The following is a 19,064-nucleotide window of genomic DNA, read 5'->3' as shown; positions in this document are numbered from 1 at the left end:
GGTGGCGGCTTCGCCTTACCCGGCCTACGACGGAGTGCTATTTGCGACGCTTGTTGTTGTCCATAAACGACCATGCGATAAAGCGGCTCTGTTTCTGGCCCTGCGCCATCTCTTTTTTCACCACTTTTACGGCGCCCGCTTCGGTCAGCGCGCGATAGAGCGGTGGCAGGTTATCCCCCCGGGAAACCAGCGTCGTGAACCACTTCACCTGACGGCCAAACTGTTTGCTTTCCGCAATCATGCGCAGGATAAACGCCACTTCGCCCCCTTCACACCAGAGCTCCTGCTGCTGACCACCGAAGTTCAGCGCGGCGTCTTCAGCCTGGCCCAGGTTACGGCGCTTGCGCTCGCTGCCCGCACGGGCTGATGCCGCCGAATCATGGAACGGCGGATTGCACATCGTGGCGTCATAGCTTTCGTTTTTGTGAATAATGCCGTTGAAGATCGACGCCGCGTCTTTCTGACGACGCAGGCGAATGGCGCGGCTTAATCCCGGGTTAGCGCTGATAATCGCCTGGGCACTCGCAAAGGCCTCGTCACCGATTTCGCTACCGGTAAAGCGCCACTGATATTCATGCGCGCCGATCAGCGGGTAAATCAGGTTCGCCCCGGTGCCAATATCCAGAATGGTGGCCTGCTGCGGAACGACACCCTCATTGCCTTCGGCAAGAAGGTCGGCAAGGTGATGAACGTAATCAGCGCGACCCGGCACAGGTGGACAGAGAAAGCCTTCCGGAATATCCCAGTGAGCCACACCGTAAAAATGCGCCAGCAGGGCTTTGTTCAGCATTTTAACCGCCTGCGGGTCAGCAAAGTTGACCGAGGGTTCACCCGCTGGGGTCTGAACAAGATACTCCTGCAGCGGCGGGCAGCTCAGGCACAACGCGTTCATGTCGTAGCGGCTGCGGTGGCGATTTCGCGGGTGCAATCCCGGCTTTTGGGCAGTCATGGCATTCTCCTTTAAACAGCGGCGTAAGATACCCTTTGCAGGCCCCACGGTAAATCTTTCTCTGCGACGCTCAAAAATTCGCCATAAATCAAATACCTTTATGTCTATGATCCGTCAGCGAATTGTCAATTTACATCGTTCAAAAAATAAGCAGATCATCATCAAATATTTGCGCTAAGTCACACTCGTCAGGCTTCTAAACTTAAAGGGAATCACCTGATGTTTCCTCATGAGGATGTGATTATGAAAAAGTACCTGACCCTTGCTGTTATCGCAGCCGCCCTGGCGACCGCGTCCTTCTCTGCCATGGCCGTTCAGTCACTGACCCAGAATACCGATACGAGCCAGCTACGTCCTGCTGGCACCGTTTCGGTAAGCCGTGCCAGTAACCTTGACGATCTACAGGCTAAGCTCGCCGAAAAAGCCCGTCAGGAAGGTGCAAAAGGATTCGTGGTGAACTCCGCTGGCGGAGATAACCATATGTACGGCACTGCGACCATCTATAAATAACTGTCTCTTCTGCAAGACTGCATCTGCCCAACGGGTGCAGTTCTCTTCTCCCTTCGCCTTGATTGTTCATTTTTTAACCCCATAGTAAACGTATGGCCTAAACCGATTTCAGGAGGATGCTATGGCTTCCGGCTGGGCAAATGACGACGCTGTTAACGAACAGATCAACAGTACTATTGAAGATGCGGTTGCGCGTGCCCGCGGTGAAATTCCGCACGGCGAAAGCTTAACTGAATGCGAAGAATGTGGAGACCCCATTCCGGAGGCGCGCCGAAAAGCCATTCCCGGAGTGCGGCTTTGCATTACGTGCCAACAGCATAAAGATTCAAAAAATGCTTCACACTCGGGATATAATCGCAGAGGTTCGAAAGACAGCCAGTTACGTTGACTTTGCTTTACCAAAACTAACCGGGCACGCGCCTTCCTTTACGCTCACGATTTTTAGCCAGACGCGTAGCAAAACGTGCCCTTCATATCGCTTCTGTAAAGCGCATCCGCAAGAAGTGTAAAGCGGTGTTGTGAATTTATTAATATTCAATAAGTTATTTGTCATTCAATTTTTTTGAGAAACCACGTCAATTCTCTTCGATTTTATCACTCGCGAAAAACCGTGATACTTATCACATCGACGGAACATCGTCCCCTTAACAGAAACACCTGCGAGAGATTAATTATGAAAACCATCAAATATGCTGTAGCTGCTGTTGCCCTGTCCGCTCTGTCCTTCGGCGCTTTCGCTGTGGAGCCTGTCTCTTCGACTCAGGCACAGAACATGAACAAAGTCGGTGTGGTCAGTGCTGATGGCGCAACCACCCTTGACGGCCTGGAAGCCAAACTGGCTGAGAAAGCCGCTTCTGCCGGTGCTAGCGGATACACCATTACCTCCGCTAACGGCAATAACAAGCTGAGCGGTACTGCGGTTATCTACAAATAATCGACTGAATAAATGTTGTACCCTCGCCATACCCTCTGGTGAGCTGCTCCACCCTCATTGACCCTGTTGTTGTTACCCTTGCTTGCCCGTCCGCCACTGGACGGGCTTTTTTTTGCCTAAAATGCCTGCGCCACACGTTCAAGCCCGGCCTGGAGGGATTCCACTTCTCCGGTTGCCAGCAAACAGCAGGCCATCTGCAACTTGATCGAATGTGGAACAGGTACATTTCCGGCAAGGCACTGCTCAATCCAGTGGGCTGTAGTATGGGGGTCTTTTGCCTCAGGCAATATCACACCGGTATTCTCTTCCCCGCGTTCCAGAATGGCGCGCGTACCTGCAGAATCGATCAGCATCACCTGCGGGCAGCGCTGGGGGTTCGCATAAACCTCACCTTCCGTGCCGTGCATCAGCAACGCCCTTCCGCCAATAGCCTCAAAGAACTGCCCCACTCGCGCCACGTATTCCGGATGCGAAACGCTGGAAAGACGCAGGGCGGCATCTTCGCCAAACGGCGTGGCCAGTTTCGCCAGGGTGTGCGCGCTGTTACGCACGCCCATGCGCCAGCGCATATCGAGCTGCTTTTCCAGCGGCGGGCAGAGTGTGCCGACCGGGATATACACAGGTTGATGGCCATCCAGCTTCGCCTGCGCCTGACCGGCATGACGCGTTGGCTCAATGCCCAGCATCCCGAAAATGGTTTCCGTCAGCACGCGGGTGGGATCTTCGCTTACGCCGTGCACCACCACCGGGAACCCCAACTTGTGTAATAAGATAGCGAGCAACGGGGTTAAGTTTGCCTGCTTGCGCGCGCCGTTATAGCTTGGGATCACGATCGGCATGGGCTTTGCCACGGGCGGCATTAAGCGCAACGTTTGCGCCTGCATGGCTTCATAGAACCCGCGCATCTCCGCCTCACCTTCCCCTTTGATACGCAGCGCGATCAGAATGCCCCCCATTTCCAGATCGGGTACGTCACCCTCAAGCATCCTGGTATAAAGTGCACGCGCAGTTTCATGGTCCAGATCGCGGGCATGATTTTTCCCGCGCCCTACCTCTTTGATAATTTTGCGGTAATCCACGACTTCTCTCCTGACATCATCATCTTGTTAACAATATAGCCCTGATGATTGCCTGGCCGTTAGTGTTTTATCCCCTAACCCAACGCGCTGTTTTAATGAAAAAAAATAAACACAAGCAATTTTTCAATTATTTGTGATTTCTATAGAAGATTCTTGGTCATACATTTTTTGATTAAATAACCAGCGGAAAGTCATTAAGGGTCAACGGTGAAAACGTCCAGGCAACGTTCGCACCAGTCACATACCAGGATTTACTATGAACAAGGTTGCTTTAGGTTTATTCATCGCCGCAGCGGTGGGATGTTCTGCATCCGCAATTGCGGCAACAAACGGTGAAGGTCAGATCAACTTCACTGGGGAAATTATTGATTCAGCGTGTCAGGTGGTTAATGGGTTAAGCAACCCGTTAAACGTTCAGTTAGGCAAAGTCTCTAAAACGGTATTTACCGGTGCAGGCTCTACCAGCACGTTAACGAAGTTCGATATTCAGTTAAAAGACTGTCCGGAAACCGTTACCTCCGCCGCGATTAACTTCGGTGGAACGCCGGATGCGAATAACAACGCTACGCTGGCATTAACGCCGGATGTGGATGCGGCAACGGGTGTCGCCATCCAGTTGGTTGACGCGTCTGAGCAACCGGTGAGTCTTTACACCCCTTCTCAGCAATATCCGTTGGCCTCCGGTACGGCGGTTAACGACCTGATATTCGGTGCACGTTATATTCAAACCGGGGCCGCAATTACCGCTGGTCCGGCTAACTCCGTTTCGACCTTCACCGTTATCTATAACTGATATTATCAATCCTGAGATATTAACGCGTTTATACGCGTTAATATCTCTTCTATTATTGAGAAATATTTATGCGCCACGGTTATTTACTGAGCACGCTTTTACTGGCGGCCGCCAGTGCACATGCAGGTGTCATTATTAATGGCACACGTCTGGTCTACCAGGGAGATAAAAAGGAATCGTCTCTTGGTCTTTCAAACCCGGATGCAACGGATTATCTGGTACAGTCCTGGGTCGACTCTGGCGGTAAAAACCTGGCCAAAGCCCCTTTCCTGATCACCCCCCCGCTTTTTCGCCTTGATGCGAAAGAGGATAACGTTCTGCGCGTGGTGCGCACCGGCGGTAATTTACCGGAAGATCGTGAATCCTTGTACTGGCTGAATATTAAAGCCATCCCTTCGTCTAGGCACGTTGACGGGATGAATACCCTGCAAATTGCCATTAATACGCGCATTAAATTGTTGTACCGCCCATCGGCGGTTAAAGGCAAACCGGAAGATGTCGCCAATAAACTTGAGTGGCATCGCGAGGGTAACGATCTGGTCGTTAATAACCCGACGCCTTTCTATATGAATTTCCAGAAGGTGACGCTGAACGGCCACAAACTGGATAAAGCCACGTGGGCAATTCCGAAAACGGAAACGCATTTTGCCTTACCTGGCAACGTCAGCGGTTCAACCGTCGCGTATTCCATTATTACGGATTACGGCAGCATCAGCCAGACCTGGTCGAAATCAGTCCACTAATATCACACCCAGACAATTACGATAATCATGTACAGCCATAAAAAGCCGCTCACCTGCCGAATTTCATCCCTGCTGGTCATTCTCTGTGGCCTGGCACTGGCGATCTTTGCGCAGCAGGTTATGGCTGATGATTATTTTAACCCGGCGCTGCTGGATATTGATAATCCGCAGCAGGGTAAGACCGACCTGTCGGTTTACGAAAAAGGGCCAGGGCAGGCACCGGGTAAATATCAGGTCGCCATCTTTATCAACAATAATAAAATTGATACCCGCGACGTCACGTTCACATTGCAAAAAGATTCACACGGCAACAGTTCACTTCAGCCCTGCTTTAGCCTGAGCGATTTAAAAAGCCTGGGTATCAAAACCCGAAAATATCCGGCGCTGATGGCAAAAGGTCAGTGCGCTGATTTAACCGCCATCCCGGCAGCCTCCGCGTGGTTTCACGTTCGCAACCAGCAGCTGCTGCTCAGTATTCCTCAACTTGCCCTGGGCCAGGTTCCACGCGGCTATATCGACCCGAAAGAATTCGACGAGGGGATCACCGCAGGCATTCTTAACTACAGCGCGACCGCCAGCCAGAGCCATGCGCGTCAGCCGGGCGAGGAGAATAACAGCAGCCAGTACGTTAACCTGCGTCCCGGTTTTAACGTCGGTGCCTGGCGCGTACGCAACTACTCCACGTGGAATCGCAGCACCCAGGGCAAGGAAGAGCAGCAAAAATTCTCCTCCGTTTATACCTATGCCCAGCGCGATATCGTGGCGATGAAGAGCGACCTCACCGTTGGGCAAAGCTCTTCGCCTTCTGATGTTTTTGACAGCGTGCCCTACACCGGCGTGGAGCTGAAATCCGACAGCGACATGCTGCCGGACAGCGAGAAAGGCTATGCGCCGATCATCCGCGGCACCGCACACAGCAATGCGCTGGTGATGGTTCGCCAGAACGGCTACGTCATTTATCAGAATACAGTCGCCCCCGGCGCGTTTGAAATAAACGATCTCTACCCTACCGGCAGCAGCGGCGATCTGCAGGTCACCGTAAAAGAGACCGACGGCAGTGAAAGCCATTTCGTGGTGCCGTATGCCTCCGTACCGGTACTGCAGCGCGAAAAAAACCTGCGCTACAGCGTGACCGCCGGGCGGTACCGTTCTTACGACAAAGACGTCGAGAAGACGCCGTTTGCCCAGGGCAGCGCGATTTACGGCCTGCCCTTTGGTTTTACCGCTTACGGCGGCATACAGCAGAGCAGCCACTATCAGTCCCAGGCGCTCGGCGCTGGGAAAAACATGGGCGATTTAGGGGCATTCTCCATCGACGTCACCCGCGCGAAAGCCCTGCTGAAAAATCAGCAGGCCAGCAAGGGTCAGTCCTGGCGCGTGCGCTACAGCAAAGATTTTGCCGGTTCAGGCACCAACTTCTCGCTCGCGGGCTATCGCTACAACAGTAAAGGGTTTTACACCCTGGAAGACACCATGGAGTCATATACCCGCTCTGACGACTGGTCTGCCCCCCAGCAGCGCCGCGCCCGAACCGAGGCCACCATCGACCAGACGCTGCCTGAAGGCTGGGGGTCCGTCACCCTGAGCATGGTGAAAGAGACTTACTGGAGCCAGAACCAGGACATGACCTCCATGAGCGTCAGCTACAACAACAGCTGGCACGGGGTGAGCTACAGCCTGAGCTACAGCATGAACAAGAACACCCAGGACAGCGATGAGAACGGCGACGAAGTGACGAACGATAACCAGTTCTCGCTGAGTGTCTCCGTTCCGCTGGACCACTGGATGCATAACACCTGGGCCACCTACAACCTGAACAATACCAAAGACGGTACCACACAAAATATCGGCCTGAACGGCACGGCGTTGAAGGAAGACAACCTGAACTGGAATATCCAGCAGGGGCTGAGCAGTACCGGCAGCGGTAACTCGACCAGCATGAACGCCGATTACAAAGCGACCTATGGCGAAGTGAGCGCAGGTGTCAGTCAGGATAAATATCAACAGACCGTCAACGTCGGTTTGCAGGGCGGCGTGGTTGCCCATGCGAACGGCATCACCCTGAGCCAGCCGCTCGGTGAGACCATCGCGCTGGTGAAGGCGCCGGGAACGCACGGGACGCATATCACCAACCAGACGGGCGTTGAGACCGATTTCCGCGGCTACACCGTCGTACCGTTTGTTACCGCGTATCGCCATAACACCATTGCGCTGGACACCGAAACGCTGCCGGATGATGCCGACGTGACGCACGCGGCGCAGGTAGTGACCCCTACACGAGGCGCCGTAGTTCGCGCCAGCTTTACTACCCGTGTGGGCAATCGCGTGCTGATGACGCTCATGCACAACGGTAAACCGCTGCCCTTCGGCGCAACGGTGACCACTGAGGATAAGGACAGCGAATTTATCGTTGGCTCAGATGGCCAAACGTACCTCTCCGGCCTTCCCGCACGCGGAAAACTCTCCGTAGCGTGGGGTGAAAATGCCAGTGAACAATGCATCGTGCAGTACGCGCTGGCTGAAGAGACAGATAAATCCGGCATTATTACCACTGCCGCAACATGTCAGTAATGTACTGGCTGAGACGAAAGATGATGCAAATCGTTAAACAGAGTTTTTTATTGTTAGTGCTGGGAATATCCGCATTATTCATGCCGCACGCGAAAGCGTCATGCACGTCACCGGATATGCCAAAGATGATTGATGTGGCCTCCATCTCTGTTCCCACCTCGCTGGCCGTTGGCGCGACCATTCCGGGTTCAGAGCAGACGGTACACATTGCCGGAAATTGCTCCAGTACCTACAGCCCGGGGATGGAAATAGTGGCCTGCTATTATGGTTCCGGTTCAGAAATATCGGGCCTGCCGGGCGTATACGAATCTGGTGTCGCCGGGATTGGTATCGCCCTGATGAACGATCAGGGGCAACGCATCCAGGGGGCCGGTGGCGTCCACTGTGATTCCCGGAATACGCCAGTGGGGTATCTTTCGTCAGACGGGCAGCTCTCGTTCAACTTTGACGTGACTCTGGCGCTGGTGAAAACCAGCTCTACGGTGTCCTCTGGCTCACTTTCTCAGGCTCAGACGGAGTTCGGGCTTGGCGTTTACAATCACGAAGGAATAGGCAGTCCGAACACCATTTCCTATTCAGGAAATATCACGTTTAACGAAGTCACCTGCTCCGTTTCTCCAAAAAGCCTCACCGTGACGCTGGGCAATTTCCCTGTCAGCGACTTCACCGGGACAGGAACCCTGACGTCGCCTCAGACGTTCGACGTTACCGTTAACTGCAATGACACCGTGCAGCCTCAAGTGATGATCACCAGTGCAAACGGCTATGAAACGGATTTCCCTGGCGTCGTAAAACTGACTCAGGAGAGTGGCGTGGCAACCGGCGTGGGAGTGCGCATGATGTTCGACGGGGAAATTGCCAACTTTGATACTTACAAGAATACGGCGGCAGTTGCGCAAGCGAACGTTCCTCTGGCGATCCCGTTTGAAGTCGCCTACCAGCAAACGGCAGCCAGCGTCACTCCCGGCACGGCAAACAGCATTGCCACGATTACGTTGGGATATAAATGAAAAAAATCACCTTACTCCTACTGGCAGGCTTTATCGTGCAGACGCATGCTGATGAGATCGAGATCCAGATGAGAGGCAATATCATCGCCAATACCTGCTCCGTTGACAGCGCCAGCCAGGATCTGTTGGTTGACCTGGGGCAAGCCGCCTCAAGTGATTTTAAGGATGTGGGGGATACCGGGGAGTGGAAGAATTTCGATCTGACGCTGTCCAAATGCCCGTCCACTACCACGCTCGCCACCGCGACCTTTAACGGTCAGGCAGACAGCGCGCACCCGACAAAATTTGCCAGTACGGGCAGCGCTGGCGGGCTGGCGCTGGAGCTGGCAGACCGCCTGGATCGCATTACGATTGCCCCACAGGCAAGCTTCAGTGCCCTGGTCAATCAAAGCGATCATACCGTCGACTTCCCTATGTCGGCACGCTATTACGCCACCTCAATGCCGGTCACCGCAGGCACATTCAACAGCGTGGTGCAGGTGACCTTCACTTACCAGTAGGACCGCGCCCCTTAGCACGAATGCTTTTTTTACGCCCGGTGGCAAGCGTAGCCGGGCGTTTTTTTACCTCCGGCACTTCAGGTTGTTCGATCGGGAAGATCGGCAGCGCGTTGAGCAGCCGTTGGCCATAATTTTTGGTGAGCAGACGTTTGTCATAAATCACTACCTCACCCCAGCAGCTGTGGCTACGAATCAGACGCCCGACCTGCTGAATCAGGTTAAACGACGCCGCAGGTAAACTCTGCACCTCAAACGGATAGCGGTTGAGGCTTTTCAGCCACTCCCCTTCGGTGATCACTACCGGGCTGTCGATGGGCGGAAAGGCAATTTTATGGATGTGCACCTGCGTCAGATAGTCCCCTTTCAGATCCAGACCTTCGGCAAACGACTGCAGCCCCACCAGCACGCTGCGCTCGCCGCTATCAATGCGCTTGCGGTGGGTTTCCACCAGCCGGTAGCGAGGCTGATCGCCCTGTACCAGCAGAAGCAGACGCAAATCGGTGACGTGCTCCAGGAAGCGCTGCATGGCGCGCCCGCTGGCAAACAGCACCAGCATACCGGGGTACTTTTTACTCTCGACCTGTTCGCGGAAATAGGCCGCCATCTCCGCAATGTGCTGCTCTTCGTTGTCGATAAGCGGCTCGAAATTCATGCGCGGAATAACCAGCTTGCCCTGCTCGCAGTGGTTAAACGGCGAGTCCAGCGCCACAAAACGGTCGCCCGCTTTCTCTTTTAGCCCGCTCATCTCCTGCAGCCTTGCGAAACTGTTCAGGGAGCGCAGCGTGGCAGAGGTGACCACCACGTGCGGCACGCTGCGCCAGATCAGCTTTTCCAGCTGATCGGCCACGCGGATGCCCACGCAGTGGAAAAAGAGGTGAACCTGCCCGTCGCGCACGTCGCGGGTGGCCCATTTGGTGACCGGCGCGCCGGACGCCTGCGCCATCGAGGCCAGCCGCCAGAGCTTGCTCTGCGCTTCGAACATCCCCAGCGCGCGGTTCATCTGCAGCAGAATGCGGTGCAGACGCACCACATCATGCGAGCCGGTTTTCTCGCTCAGATCGTTTAAGAACATTTCCGCCAGCCCGCGCAGCTTTTCCAGATGCTTCGCCAGCTGCTGGCAGATCTCCATCACCTCTTCCGGTAGCTCTCCCATCGCAAAGCGGTGTTCAGCTTCCTGGGTTGCCGGAAGATAAAGATTCAAAATAGTGTTGAGCGATGAGATCAGGCCGTAGACCTCTTCGCAGTGGTCGCTCAGCCGCTCGGGCACCGCCAGCGGCGGCGTGGTTTTCGGGCGGAACTGCTCCATGCAGGTCGCCACCAGCTTGCAGAAGAGATCCAGCTGCAGGCGGAACCACGGGGCGGTAATTTCGGCGCTCATCTCCAGCGCATCCCGCGCCACGTCCGGCAGATGATGGCCCTCATCAAGCACCAGCAGCAGGTTTTTAGGCTCCGGCAGCACCGCTTCGCTCTCGAGCGCGGCCATCACCAGCGCGTGGTTAGCCACAACCACTTCCGCCTCCTGAATTTCGCGCCGGGCGACAAAGAACGGGCACTCGCGGTAGTAGTGACAGTTGCGGTTCAGGCAGCTGGCTTTGTCGGTGCTGAGCCTGCGCCACAGGTAGTCGCTGATGGCCTGGCTGGTGTGATCCCGCAGGCCGTCCCACTTATAGCCGTCGAGCTCGGCTTTAAGTTTTGCACACTGCTCCTGCTCGGCCTTATTGTTTGGCGTCAGCTCGTCATCCAGAAACGCGAGCAGGTCCTGCTGATTCGGCTCGCTGCTGGCAAGCGCTGCCAGGTTACGCGGACACACGTAACGCCCGCGCCCAAAGGCTGCCGTAAACCGCAGGTCGGGGATGATTTTGCGCAGCAGCGGTAAATCTTTGCTGAAGATCTGATCCTGCAGCGCCACGTTGGCGGTGCTGACCACCAGCGTTTTGTCCTCTTCCCGCGCAATCGCGATGCCGGGAATGAGATACGACAAGGTTTTCCCGACGCCGGTCGGCGCTTCAATCGCCAGATGTCGCCCGTCGTCCCCGGCGAGCGTTTTTGCCACGTCGGCAATCATCTGCCGCTGCGGCGCTCGGGGGATAAAGTCGGGGATCTGCTGCTGTAGCGCCTTGTACCATGCGCCAATTTGCGCTTTGAGCGCAGCGGTTAAAGCCATTGGAAAACCTGAAATACTGTATAAACAGCCACTATTGTGGCACTTTCTCTTCGCTGCCGCAAAAAGAAAAGCCCGGCTTTACGACCGGGCTTCCAGATTACTGCGGGTTAGCAGGTTTACGCGGGCGGCGTCGACGCTGACCTTCCCCTGCCGGTTTCCCTTCGCCGCTGCGCCATGGGCTTTCACCCGCCGGTTTGCTGTCGTTGGTGCGACGCGGCGGTTTGCCGGATGATTTCGGCGCGCCGCCTTCGGCACGACGCGGCTGCTGACCGCGACCGCCGCCGCCCTGACCGCGTCCACCGCCGCCCTGACGACCGTTCTGAATCGGCTCGGCTTTGATCGACGGATCCACTTCGTAACCCGGGGTTTCGATGCGCGGGATCTCTTTCTTCAGCAGACGCTCGATGTCACGCAGCAGCTTGTGCTCGTCCACGCAGACCAGAGAAAGCGCTTCACCGGTTGCCGCCGCGCGGCCGGTACGACCGATACGGTGAACGTAATCTTCCGGCACGTTTGGCAGCTCGTAGTTCACCACGTGCGGCAGCTCTTCAATGTCGAGGCCACGGGCGGCGATGTCGGTCGCCACCAGCACGCGGATGTCGCCGGATTTGAAATCCGCCAACGCACGGGTACGCGCGCCCTGGCTCTTATTGCCGTGGATCGCCGCGCTGCGGATGCCGTCTTTATTCAGCTGTTCCGCCAGGTGGTTGGCGCCGTGCTTGGTGCGGGTAAAGACCAGTACCTGCTGCCAGTTACCCTGACCGATCATCTGGGAGAGCAGTTCCCGCTTGCGCTTTTTATCAACAAAGTGAACGTGCTGGGTCACCTGCTCGGAGGCGGTGTTGCGACGCGCCACTTCCACTTCCAGCGGGTTATGCAGCAGCTTTTCCGCCAGCGCCTTGATCTCGTCGGAGAAGGTCGCGGAGAAAAGCAGGTTCTGACGACGTGCAGGCAGCTTCGCCAGCACGCGGCGAATATCGTGAATAAAGCCCATGTCGAGCATGCGGTCGGCTTCGTCCAGCACCAGAATTTCAACCTGGTCCAGCTTAACCGCGTTCTGATGCTCCAGATCCAGCAGGCGACCTGGGGTAGCAACCAAAACGTCAACGCCGCTGCGCAGCTTCATCATCTGCGGGTTGATGCTGACGCCACCGAAAACCACCAGCGAGCGAATGTTGAGATAGCGGCTATAGTCACGCACGTTCTCACCAATCTGCGCCGCCAGCTCGCGGGTTGGGGTCAGGATCAGGGCACGAACCGGACGACGGCCTTTGGCGTGCTGCTGGTTTTTTACCAGCAGCTCTAACAGCGGCAGCGTAAAGCCCGCGGTTTTACCGGTACCGGTCTGGGCGCTGGCCATCAGGTCACGGCCCTGCAGGACGGCAGGAATAGCCTGCTGCTGGATTGGGGTTGGCTCAACGTAGCCCTGTTCTGCGATCGCGCGCAGAATTTCCGGGTTCAGGCCAAGGGAATCAAAAGACATAAAAACTCCGAACCGCCCCGACCATCACAGGTGTAGTTTTCAGGGAGATATAACGAATAGGGGAGGACAAAAACCACAATGTCGCGAAGGAGCGGAGTGTAGCAGCTTTTGTGACGTGGCGCATAAAATATCCCTCAGCATTCCCTCGACGTTAGCGAGAATCAGGCATAATCTTAATCAATCGATTGATTAACTCTTAATGCCGCCATGAATACGACACCCACAACAACCAAAGGTGAACAGGCCAAAAATCAGCTTATCGCCGCCGCGCTGGCGCAGTTTGGTGAGTACGGGCTGCATGCAACCACGCGCGATATTGCCGCGCTGGCCGGGCAGAACATTGCGGCTATTACCTACTATTTTGGCTCAAAAGAGGATTTATACCTCGCCTGCGCCGAGTGGATCGCCGATTTTATCGGCACGCAGTTTCACCCGCACGTTGAGGAAGCCACCGCGCTGCTCGGCCAGCCGTCGCCCGATCGCACCGCCGTTCGCCAGCTTATTCTCAATGCCTGCCACGATATGATCCGCCTGCTGACGCACGACGATACGCTTAACCTGAGCAAGTTTATCTCCCGCGAGCAGCTCTCCCCCACTGCCGCCTACCAGCGGGTACACGATCGGGTGATTGACCCGATGCATACCCACCTGACCCGGCTGATCGCCGCCTATACCGGGCGGGATGCCAGTGATACCGAGACAGTTTTGCATACCCACGCCCTGCTGGGTGAAATTCTTGCCTTCCGTCTGGGCAGGGAAACCATCCTGTTACGCACCGGCTGGACACAATTTGATGAGGATAAAGCCGCGCAGATTAGCCAGGTCATCGCCTGTCATCTCGATCTGATCCTGCAAGGCTTAACGCAAAGGAGCCTGAAGTCATGAAAAAACCTGTCGCCATCGTTCTGGTGGTTGTTGTTTTGCTTGCCGCCGGAGTCGGTGGATGGCTGTGGTATCAGAGCCATCAGGATAAAGGCCTGACGCTGTACGGTAACGTGGATATTCGCACGGTGAACATGAGCTTCCGCGTGGGCGGTCGTCTCGCCTCGCTGAGCGTTGACGAAGGCGATGCCATTAAAACCGGGCAGACGCTGGGGATGCTGGATAAAGCGCCCTATGAGAATGCGCTGCTGCAGGCCAAAGCAGGCGTGTCCGTCGCCCAGGCGCAGTATGACCTGATGCTGGCAGGCTATCGTGATGAAGAGATCGCTCAGGCCGCCGCCGCCGTTAAGCAGGCGAAAGCCGCCTATGACTACGCGCAGAACTTCTACGCCCGTCAGCAGGGGCTGTGGAAAAGCCGCACCATTTCCGCCAACGATCTGGAAAATGCGCGCTCGTCCCGCGACCAGGCGCAGGCCACGCTGAAGTCTGCGCAGGATAAATTAAGCCAGTACCACACCGGTAACCGCCCGCAGGATATCGCCCAGGCGAAAGCCAGCCTTGAGCAGGCGCAGGCGCAGCTGGCTCAGGCAGAGCTGGATCTGCACGACACTACCTTAATCGCGCCGTCTGACGGCACGCTGATGACCCGCGCCGTGGAGCCGGGCAGCATGCTCAGCGCGGGCAGCACCGTCTTGACGCTCTCCCTGACCCGGCCGGTGTGGGTGCGCGCCTACATTGACGAGCCGAATCTCGGGCAGATGCAGCCGGGCCGCGAGCTGCTGCTCTATACCGACGGCCGCCCGGACAAGCCGTATCACGGCAAAGTGGGCTTTGTCTCCCCTACCGCCGAATTCACGCCGAAAACCGTTGAAACACCGGACCTGCGTACCGACCTCGTATATCGCCTGCGCATCATCGTGACCGATGCGGACGACGCGCTGCGTCAGGGCATGCCTGTCACCGTAAAAGTGAACAACGGGGAACGACATGAATGACGCGGTTATCCAGCTCAACAATCTGGTCAAACGCTTCGCGGGAATGGACAAACCGGCCGTCGCGCCGCTGAACTGCACCATCCAGAAAGGCTATGTGACCGGGCTGGTCGGCCCGGACGGCGCGGGGAAAACCACGCTGATGCGGATGCTGGCGGGGTTGCTCAAACCGGATGAAGGCTCGGCCAGCGTGCTCGGTCTTGACCCCATAAAAGACGACGGTGCGCTCCACGCCATGCTCGGCTATATGCCGCAGAAGTTTGGCCTGTACGAAGACCTGACGGTGATGGAAAACCTCAACCTGTACGCCGACCTGCGCAGCGTCACCGGCGAAACGCGACAGAAAACCTTCGCGCGTCTGCTGGAGTTTACCTCCCTCGGCCCGTTCACCTCCCGGCTGGCGGGCAAGCTCTCCGGTGGGATGAAGCAGAAGCTGGGTCTGGCCTGTACGCTGGTCGGCGAGCCGAAAGTACTACTGCTGGATGAACCCGGCGTCGGCGTTGATCCGATTTCGCGCCGTGAATTGTGGCAGATGGTGCACGAGCTGGCGGGCGACGGGATGCTGATCCTCTGGAGCACCTCCTACCTCGACGAAGCGGAACAGTGCCGGGACGTGCTGCTGATGAACGAAGGCGAACTGCTTTATCAGGGCGAGCCGACGACGCTAACGCAGAGCATGGCCGGACGCAGCTTCCTGCTGCACAGCCCGCAAGAGTCCAACCGCAGGCTGCTGCAGCGGGTGCTCAGGCTGCCGCAGGTCAGCGACGGGATGATCCAGGGCCGCTCTGTACGACTGATCCTCAAAAAAGAGGCCACCGTCGACGATATACGCCAGGCGCCCGGCATGCCTGAGATCGAGATAGAAGAGACCGCACCGCGCTTTGAGGACGCGTTTATCGACCTGCTGGGCGGCGCGGGCACCTCAGAGTCACCGCTTGCCGCCATTCTGCATACGGTGGAAGGCACGCCGGGCGAAACGGTGATCGAAGCGAAATCGCTCACCAAAAAGTTCGGGGATTTCGCCGCCACCGACAACGTCAATTTCGAGGTTAAACGCGGCGAAATTTTTGGCCTGCTCGGGCCGAACGGCGCGGGAAAATCAACCACCTTTAAGATGATGTGCGGTCTGCTGGTACCAACGTCCGGCAAGGCGCTGGTGCTGGATATGGACCTGAAGGTCAGCTCCGGCAAGGCGCGCCAGCATCTGGGCTATATGGCTCAGAAGTTTTCGCTGTATGGCAACCTGACGGTCGAGCAGAATCTGCGCTTTTTCTCCGGCGTGTATGGCCTGCGCGGGCGCGCGCAGAACGAGAAAATCCTCCGCATGAGCGACGCCTTCGGCTTAACCAACATTGCCTCCCACGCCACCGACGAGCTGCCGCTCGGCTTTAAGCAGCGGCTGGCGCTGGCCTGCTCGCTGATGCACGAGCCGGATATTCTGTTTCTGGATGAACCGACCTCGGGCGTTGATCCCCTCACCCGCCGAGAGTTCTGGCTGCATATCAATAGCATGGTGGAAAAAGGGGTGACCGTGATGGTGACCACCCACTTCATGGACGAGGCGGAGTACTGCGACCGCATCGGGTTGGTGTATCGCGGCAAGCTGATTGCCCACGGTACCCCGGACGACCTGAAAAACCAGGCCGCCGACGATGAGGTCCCGGACCCGACCATGGAACAGGCGTTTATCACCCTCATCCACGACTGGGATAAGGAGAATGCCCATGCGCAGTAAAGTCCTTTCCTGGCGCAGGGTGCGCGCGTTATGCATTAAAGAGACGCGGCAGATCGTGCGTGACCCCAGCAGCTGGCTGATTGCGGTGGTGATCCCCCTTCTGCTGCTGTTTATCTTTGGCTACGGCATTAATCTGGACTCCAGCAAGCTGCGGGTCGGTATTCTGCTGGAGCAGCAGAGCGAAGAGGCGCTGGACTTCACTCACGCCATGACCGGTTCGCCCTACATTGACGCCACCATCAGCGACAGCCGGCAGGAGTTGATCCAGAAAATGCAGGCCGGGAAAATTCGCGGTCTGATCGTCATTCCGGTGGATTTCGCCGCCAATATGGCGCGTGCGAATACCGATGCCCCGATCCAGGTGATCACCGACGGCAGCGAGCCGAACACCGCGAACTTTGTGCAGGGCTACGCGGAGGGGATCTGGCAGCTCTGGCAGATGCAGCGCGCGGAAGACCGGGGCGAGACGTTTGAACCTCTGATCGACGTGCAGACGCGCTACTGGTTTAACCCGGCAGCCATCAGCCAGCACTTTATTATCCCGGGCGCGGTGACCATCATCATGACGGTGATTGGCGCGATTCTGACCTCACTGGTGATAGCCCGCGAGTGGGAGCGCGGCACCATGGAGGCCTTGCTTTCAACCGAAGTGACGCGCGTCGAGCTGCTGCTGTGCAAGCTCATCCCCTACTACTTCCTCGGCATGCTGGCGATGCTGCTCTGTATGCTGGTGTCAGTCTTTATCCTCGGCGTGCCGTATCGCGGCTCACTGGTCGTGCTGTTCTTTATCACCAGCCTGTTTTTACTCAGCACGCTGGGCATGGGGCTGCTCATCTCCACCATCACCCGCAACCAGTTTAACGCCGCGCAGGTGGCGCTGAACGCCGCTTTTCTGCCGTCGATTATGCTGTCCGGGTTTATCTTCCAGATAGACAGCATGCCTGCGGTGATCCGCGCCGTGACCTACATTATCCCGGCACGCTACTTCGTGAGCACGCTGCAAAGCCTGTTTCTGGCGGGGAATATTCCGGTGGTGCTGATTATCAACACCCTGTTTTTAATGGCGTCAGCGGTGATGTTTATCGGGTTGACGTGGATGAAAACCAAACGCCGGTTAGATTAAGGAGCGCACATGTTTCACCGTTTATGGACACTGATCCGCAAAGAGCTGCAATCCCTGCTGCGCGAGCCGCAAACCCGCGCCATTCTGGTCTTGCCGGTGCTGATCCAGGTTTTACTGTTTCCGTTTGCCGCCACCCTTGAAGTGACCAACGCCACCATCGCCATTTACAATGAAGACAACGGCAAACACGCCGTCGAGCTGACGCAGCGTTTTGCCCGTGCGAAAGCCTTTACCCACATCCTGCTGCTGAAAAGCCCGCAGGAGATCCAGCCCACTATCGACACGCAAAAAGCGCTGCTGCTGGTGCGGTTCCCGGCGGATTTCTCCCGTAACCTGGACACCTTCCAGACCGCACCAATGCAGCTGATCCTCGACGGACGTAACTCCAACAGCGCCCAGATAGCGGCCAACTATCTGCAGCAGGTGGTGAAGGATTACCAGCAGGAGCTGATGGTCGGCAAACCGAAGCCCAACAACAGCGAACTGGTGGTGCGTAACTGGTACAACCCGAATCTGGACTACAAATGGTTTGTGGTACCGTCGCTGATCGCCATGATCACCACCATCGGGGTGATGATCGTGACTTCTCTTTCCGTCGCCCGCGAGCGCGAACAAGGCACGCTGGATCAGCTGCTGGTCTCACCGCTCGCCACCTGGCAGATTTTCGTCGGCAAAGCGGTGCCGGCGCTGATTGTCGCCACCTTCCAGGCCACCATCGTGTTGGGCGTAGGAATTTGGGCCTATCAGATCCCGTTCGCCGGTTCGCTGGCGCTGTTTTACTTCACGATAGTGATTTACGGGCTGTCGCTGGTGGGATTTGGACTGCTGATTTCGGCGCTCTGCTCGACGCAGCAGCAGGCGTTTATCGGGGTATTCGTCTTTATGATGCCCGCGATTTTGCTCTCGGGTTATGTTTCCCCCGTCGAGAATATGCCGATGTGGCTACAGGATCTGACGTGGGTAAATCCGATTCGGCACTTTACGGACATCACCAAGCAAATCTATCTGAAGGATGCGAGTCTGGATATTGTCTGGGGAAGTTTGTGGCCGCTACTGGTCATCGCGGCCACGACGGGTTCAGTGGCGTACGCGATGTTTAGACGCAACATTGCGTAGCTTTTTCTCTTTGGTCAGCAACGAGACGACCGCAGGCCCTGCGAGGATAGCCATACCCGCCAGGGCCAGCAGCAGGTTGTTTTGCAGCACGCGTGACAGCAGCCACAGGACAATCATCGCTGCACCAAAATACCAGGTGGTGGTGAGCTCTTCGAGCACATCACCCACCCCGCGCCAGCGCGCGTCATGGTGGCGCTGTAAGAACAGCATCGACAGCACGGTGACGCCATAAAGGACGCATAGCCCCAGGCCAACACGCACCAGCGTGCCGCTCATCCAGCCCATCACCAGTACGGCCACGACCAGTAAATGCAACATTATCTGCCAGCAACTCAGGCCAGTTGCGACACGAACACGTTGTTGCCACTTCATGGCTTCTCTCCTGAAGGATTTTTCTCTGCTTAATCAGACTACCGCACTTTACGGAAAATTCCGTAACGCCGCATCTTTTTGTGACGCCGACTACACTTTATTTTCATT

18 protein-coding genes are annotated in these 19,064 nt (G+C 56.5%); 13 read left to right on the top strand and 5 right to left on the bottom strand.

Annotated features, from left to right (window positions below; all coding sequences use genetic code 11):
• Positions 1-37: 37 nt before the first annotated feature.
• Positions 38-949, bottom strand: coding sequence for a 23S rRNA (adenine(1618)-N(6))-methyltransferase RlmF (rlmF, locus tag V1566_RS09760; RefSeq protein ID WP_395305726.1), 912 nt, complete (start codon positions 947-949; stop codon positions 38-40).
• 243 nt (positions 950-1,192) lie between these two features.
• On the opposite strand from rlmF, the gene mcbA reads away from it, so the two are divergent.
• From mcbA to ybiJ, 3 genes are all read left to right on the top strand, one after another.
• Positions 1,193-1,459 carry a DUF1471 family periplasmic protein McbA gene (mcbA, locus tag V1566_RS09755; protein ID WP_121425390.1) on the top strand — a complete coding sequence of 89 codons (267 nt, stop codon included), beginning with the start codon at positions 1,193-1,195 and terminating at the stop codon, positions 1,457-1,459.
• 121 nt (positions 1,460-1,580) lie between these two features.
• Positions 1,581-1,847, top strand: a complete 267-nt coding sequence (locus tag V1566_RS09750; RefSeq protein ID WP_395305725.1) for a DksA/TraR family C4-type zinc finger protein — start codon at positions 1,581-1,583, stop codon at positions 1,845-1,847.
• Positions 1,848-2,132: 285 nt separating this feature from the next.
• Positions 2,133-2,393 (top strand): DUF1471 family protein YbiJ, encoded by a 261-nt coding sequence (gene ybiJ, locus V1566_RS09745; protein ID WP_395305724.1) that lies wholly within the window; start codon positions 2,133-2,135, stop codon positions 2,391-2,393.
• Between the two features lie 116 nt (positions 2,394-2,509).
• Here the strand turns inward: ybiJ and ybiB are convergent, their stop codons facing one another.
• Complete coding sequence (ybiB, locus tag V1566_RS09740) at positions 2,510-3,472, bottom strand: DNA-binding protein YbiB (RefSeq protein ID WP_395305723.1); 963 nt, start codon at positions 3,470-3,472, stop codon at positions 2,510-2,512.
• 256 nt (positions 3,473-3,728) lie between these two features.
• On the opposite strand from ybiB, the gene V1566_RS09735 reads away from it, so the two are divergent.
• From V1566_RS09735 to V1566_RS09715, 5 genes are all read left to right on the top strand, one after another.
• Positions 3,729-4,265, top strand: coding sequence for a fimbrial protein (locus tag V1566_RS09735; protein WP_395305722.1), 537 nt, complete (start codon positions 3,729-3,731; stop codon positions 4,263-4,265).
• A gap of 68 nt (positions 4,266-4,333) precedes the next feature.
• Positions 4,334-5,008, top strand: a complete 675-nt coding sequence (locus V1566_RS09730; protein WP_395305721.1) for a molecular chaperone — start codon at positions 4,334-4,336, stop codon at positions 5,006-5,008.
• Positions 5,009-5,035: 27 nt separating this feature from the next.
• Positions 5,036-7,579 carry a fimbria/pilus outer membrane usher protein gene (locus tag V1566_RS09725; protein ID WP_395305720.1) on the top strand — a complete coding sequence of 848 codons (2,544 nt, stop codon included), beginning with the start codon at positions 5,036-5,038 and terminating at the stop codon, positions 7,577-7,579.
• 23 nt (positions 7,580-7,602) lie between these two features.
• Complete coding sequence (locus tag V1566_RS09720; RefSeq protein ID WP_395305974.1) at positions 7,603-8,589, top strand: fimbrial protein; 987 nt, start codon at positions 7,603-7,605, stop codon at positions 8,587-8,589.
• Positions 8,586-9,089 carry a fimbrial protein gene (locus V1566_RS09715; protein WP_395305719.1) on the top strand — a complete coding sequence of 168 codons (504 nt, stop codon included), beginning with the start codon at positions 8,586-8,588 and terminating at the stop codon, positions 9,087-9,089. Before V1566_RS09720 ends, V1566_RS09715 begins: the two co-directional genes overlap by 4 nt.
• Here V1566_RS09715 and dinG read toward each other — a convergent pair.
• Together dinG and rhlE are read right to left on the bottom strand one after the other, a co-directional pair.
• A complete protein-coding gene (gene dinG, locus V1566_RS09710; protein WP_395305718.1) occupies positions 9,076-11,253 on the bottom strand; it encodes an ATP-dependent DNA helicase DinG in 2,178 nt (725 codons plus the stop codon). The genes V1566_RS09715 and dinG overlap by 14 nt on opposite strands.
• Positions 11,254-11,350: 97 nt before the next feature.
• Positions 11,351-12,736: an ATP-dependent RNA helicase RhlE gene (rhlE, locus tag V1566_RS09705; protein ID WP_395305717.1), complete on the bottom strand. Its 1,386-nt coding sequence runs from the start codon at positions 12,734-12,736 to the stop codon at positions 11,351-11,353.
• A gap of 207 nt (positions 12,737-12,943) precedes the next feature.
• Between rhlE and cecR the strand changes: the two genes are divergently transcribed.
• The 5 genes from cecR to V1566_RS09680 are packed head-to-tail and all read left to right on the top strand — an operon-like array spanning position 12,944 to position 18,584.
• On the top strand, positions 12,944-13,621 hold the full coding sequence (gene cecR, locus V1566_RS09700; protein ID WP_395305716.1) for a transcriptional regulator CecR: 678 nt from the start codon (positions 12,944-12,946) through the stop codon (positions 13,619-13,621).
• Positions 13,618-14,613, top strand: coding sequence for a secretion protein HlyD (hlyD, locus tag V1566_RS09695; protein WP_395305715.1), 996 nt, complete (start codon positions 13,618-13,620; stop codon positions 14,611-14,613). The genes cecR and hlyD overlap by 4 nt, the downstream gene beginning before the upstream one ends.
• Positions 14,606-16,345: an ATP-binding cassette domain-containing protein gene (locus V1566_RS09690; RefSeq protein WP_395305714.1), complete on the top strand. Its 1,740-nt coding sequence runs from the start codon at positions 14,606-14,608 to the stop codon at positions 16,343-16,345. Before hlyD ends, V1566_RS09690 begins: the two co-directional genes overlap by 8 nt.
• Entirely contained in the window at positions 16,335-17,468 is a 1,134-nt protein-coding gene (locus V1566_RS09685) for an ABC transporter permease (protein WP_395305713.1), read from the top strand. Before V1566_RS09690 ends, V1566_RS09685 begins: the two co-directional genes overlap by 11 nt.
• 9 nt (positions 17,469-17,477) lie before the next feature.
• A complete protein-coding gene (locus V1566_RS09680; protein ID WP_395305712.1) occupies positions 17,478-18,584 on the top strand; it encodes an ABC transporter permease in 1,107 nt (368 codons plus the stop codon).
• On the opposite strand, the gene V1566_RS09675 is transcribed toward V1566_RS09680, so the two are convergent.
• Positions 18,546-18,956 (bottom strand): YbhQ family protein, encoded by a 411-nt coding sequence (locus V1566_RS09675; RefSeq protein WP_395305711.1) that lies wholly within the window; start codon positions 18,954-18,956, stop codon positions 18,546-18,548. The genes V1566_RS09680 and V1566_RS09675 overlap by 39 nt on opposite strands.
• Positions 18,957-19,064: the final 108 nt, after the last annotated feature.

The sequence above is a fragment of the Enterobacter sp. ECC-019 genome (genome assembly GCF_043974075.1).
GTDB lineage: Bacteria > Pseudomonadota > Gammaproteobacteria > Enterobacterales > Enterobacteriaceae > Enterobacter > Enterobacter asburiae_D.
This window is presented reverse-complemented; position numbering and strand designations above follow the sequence as displayed.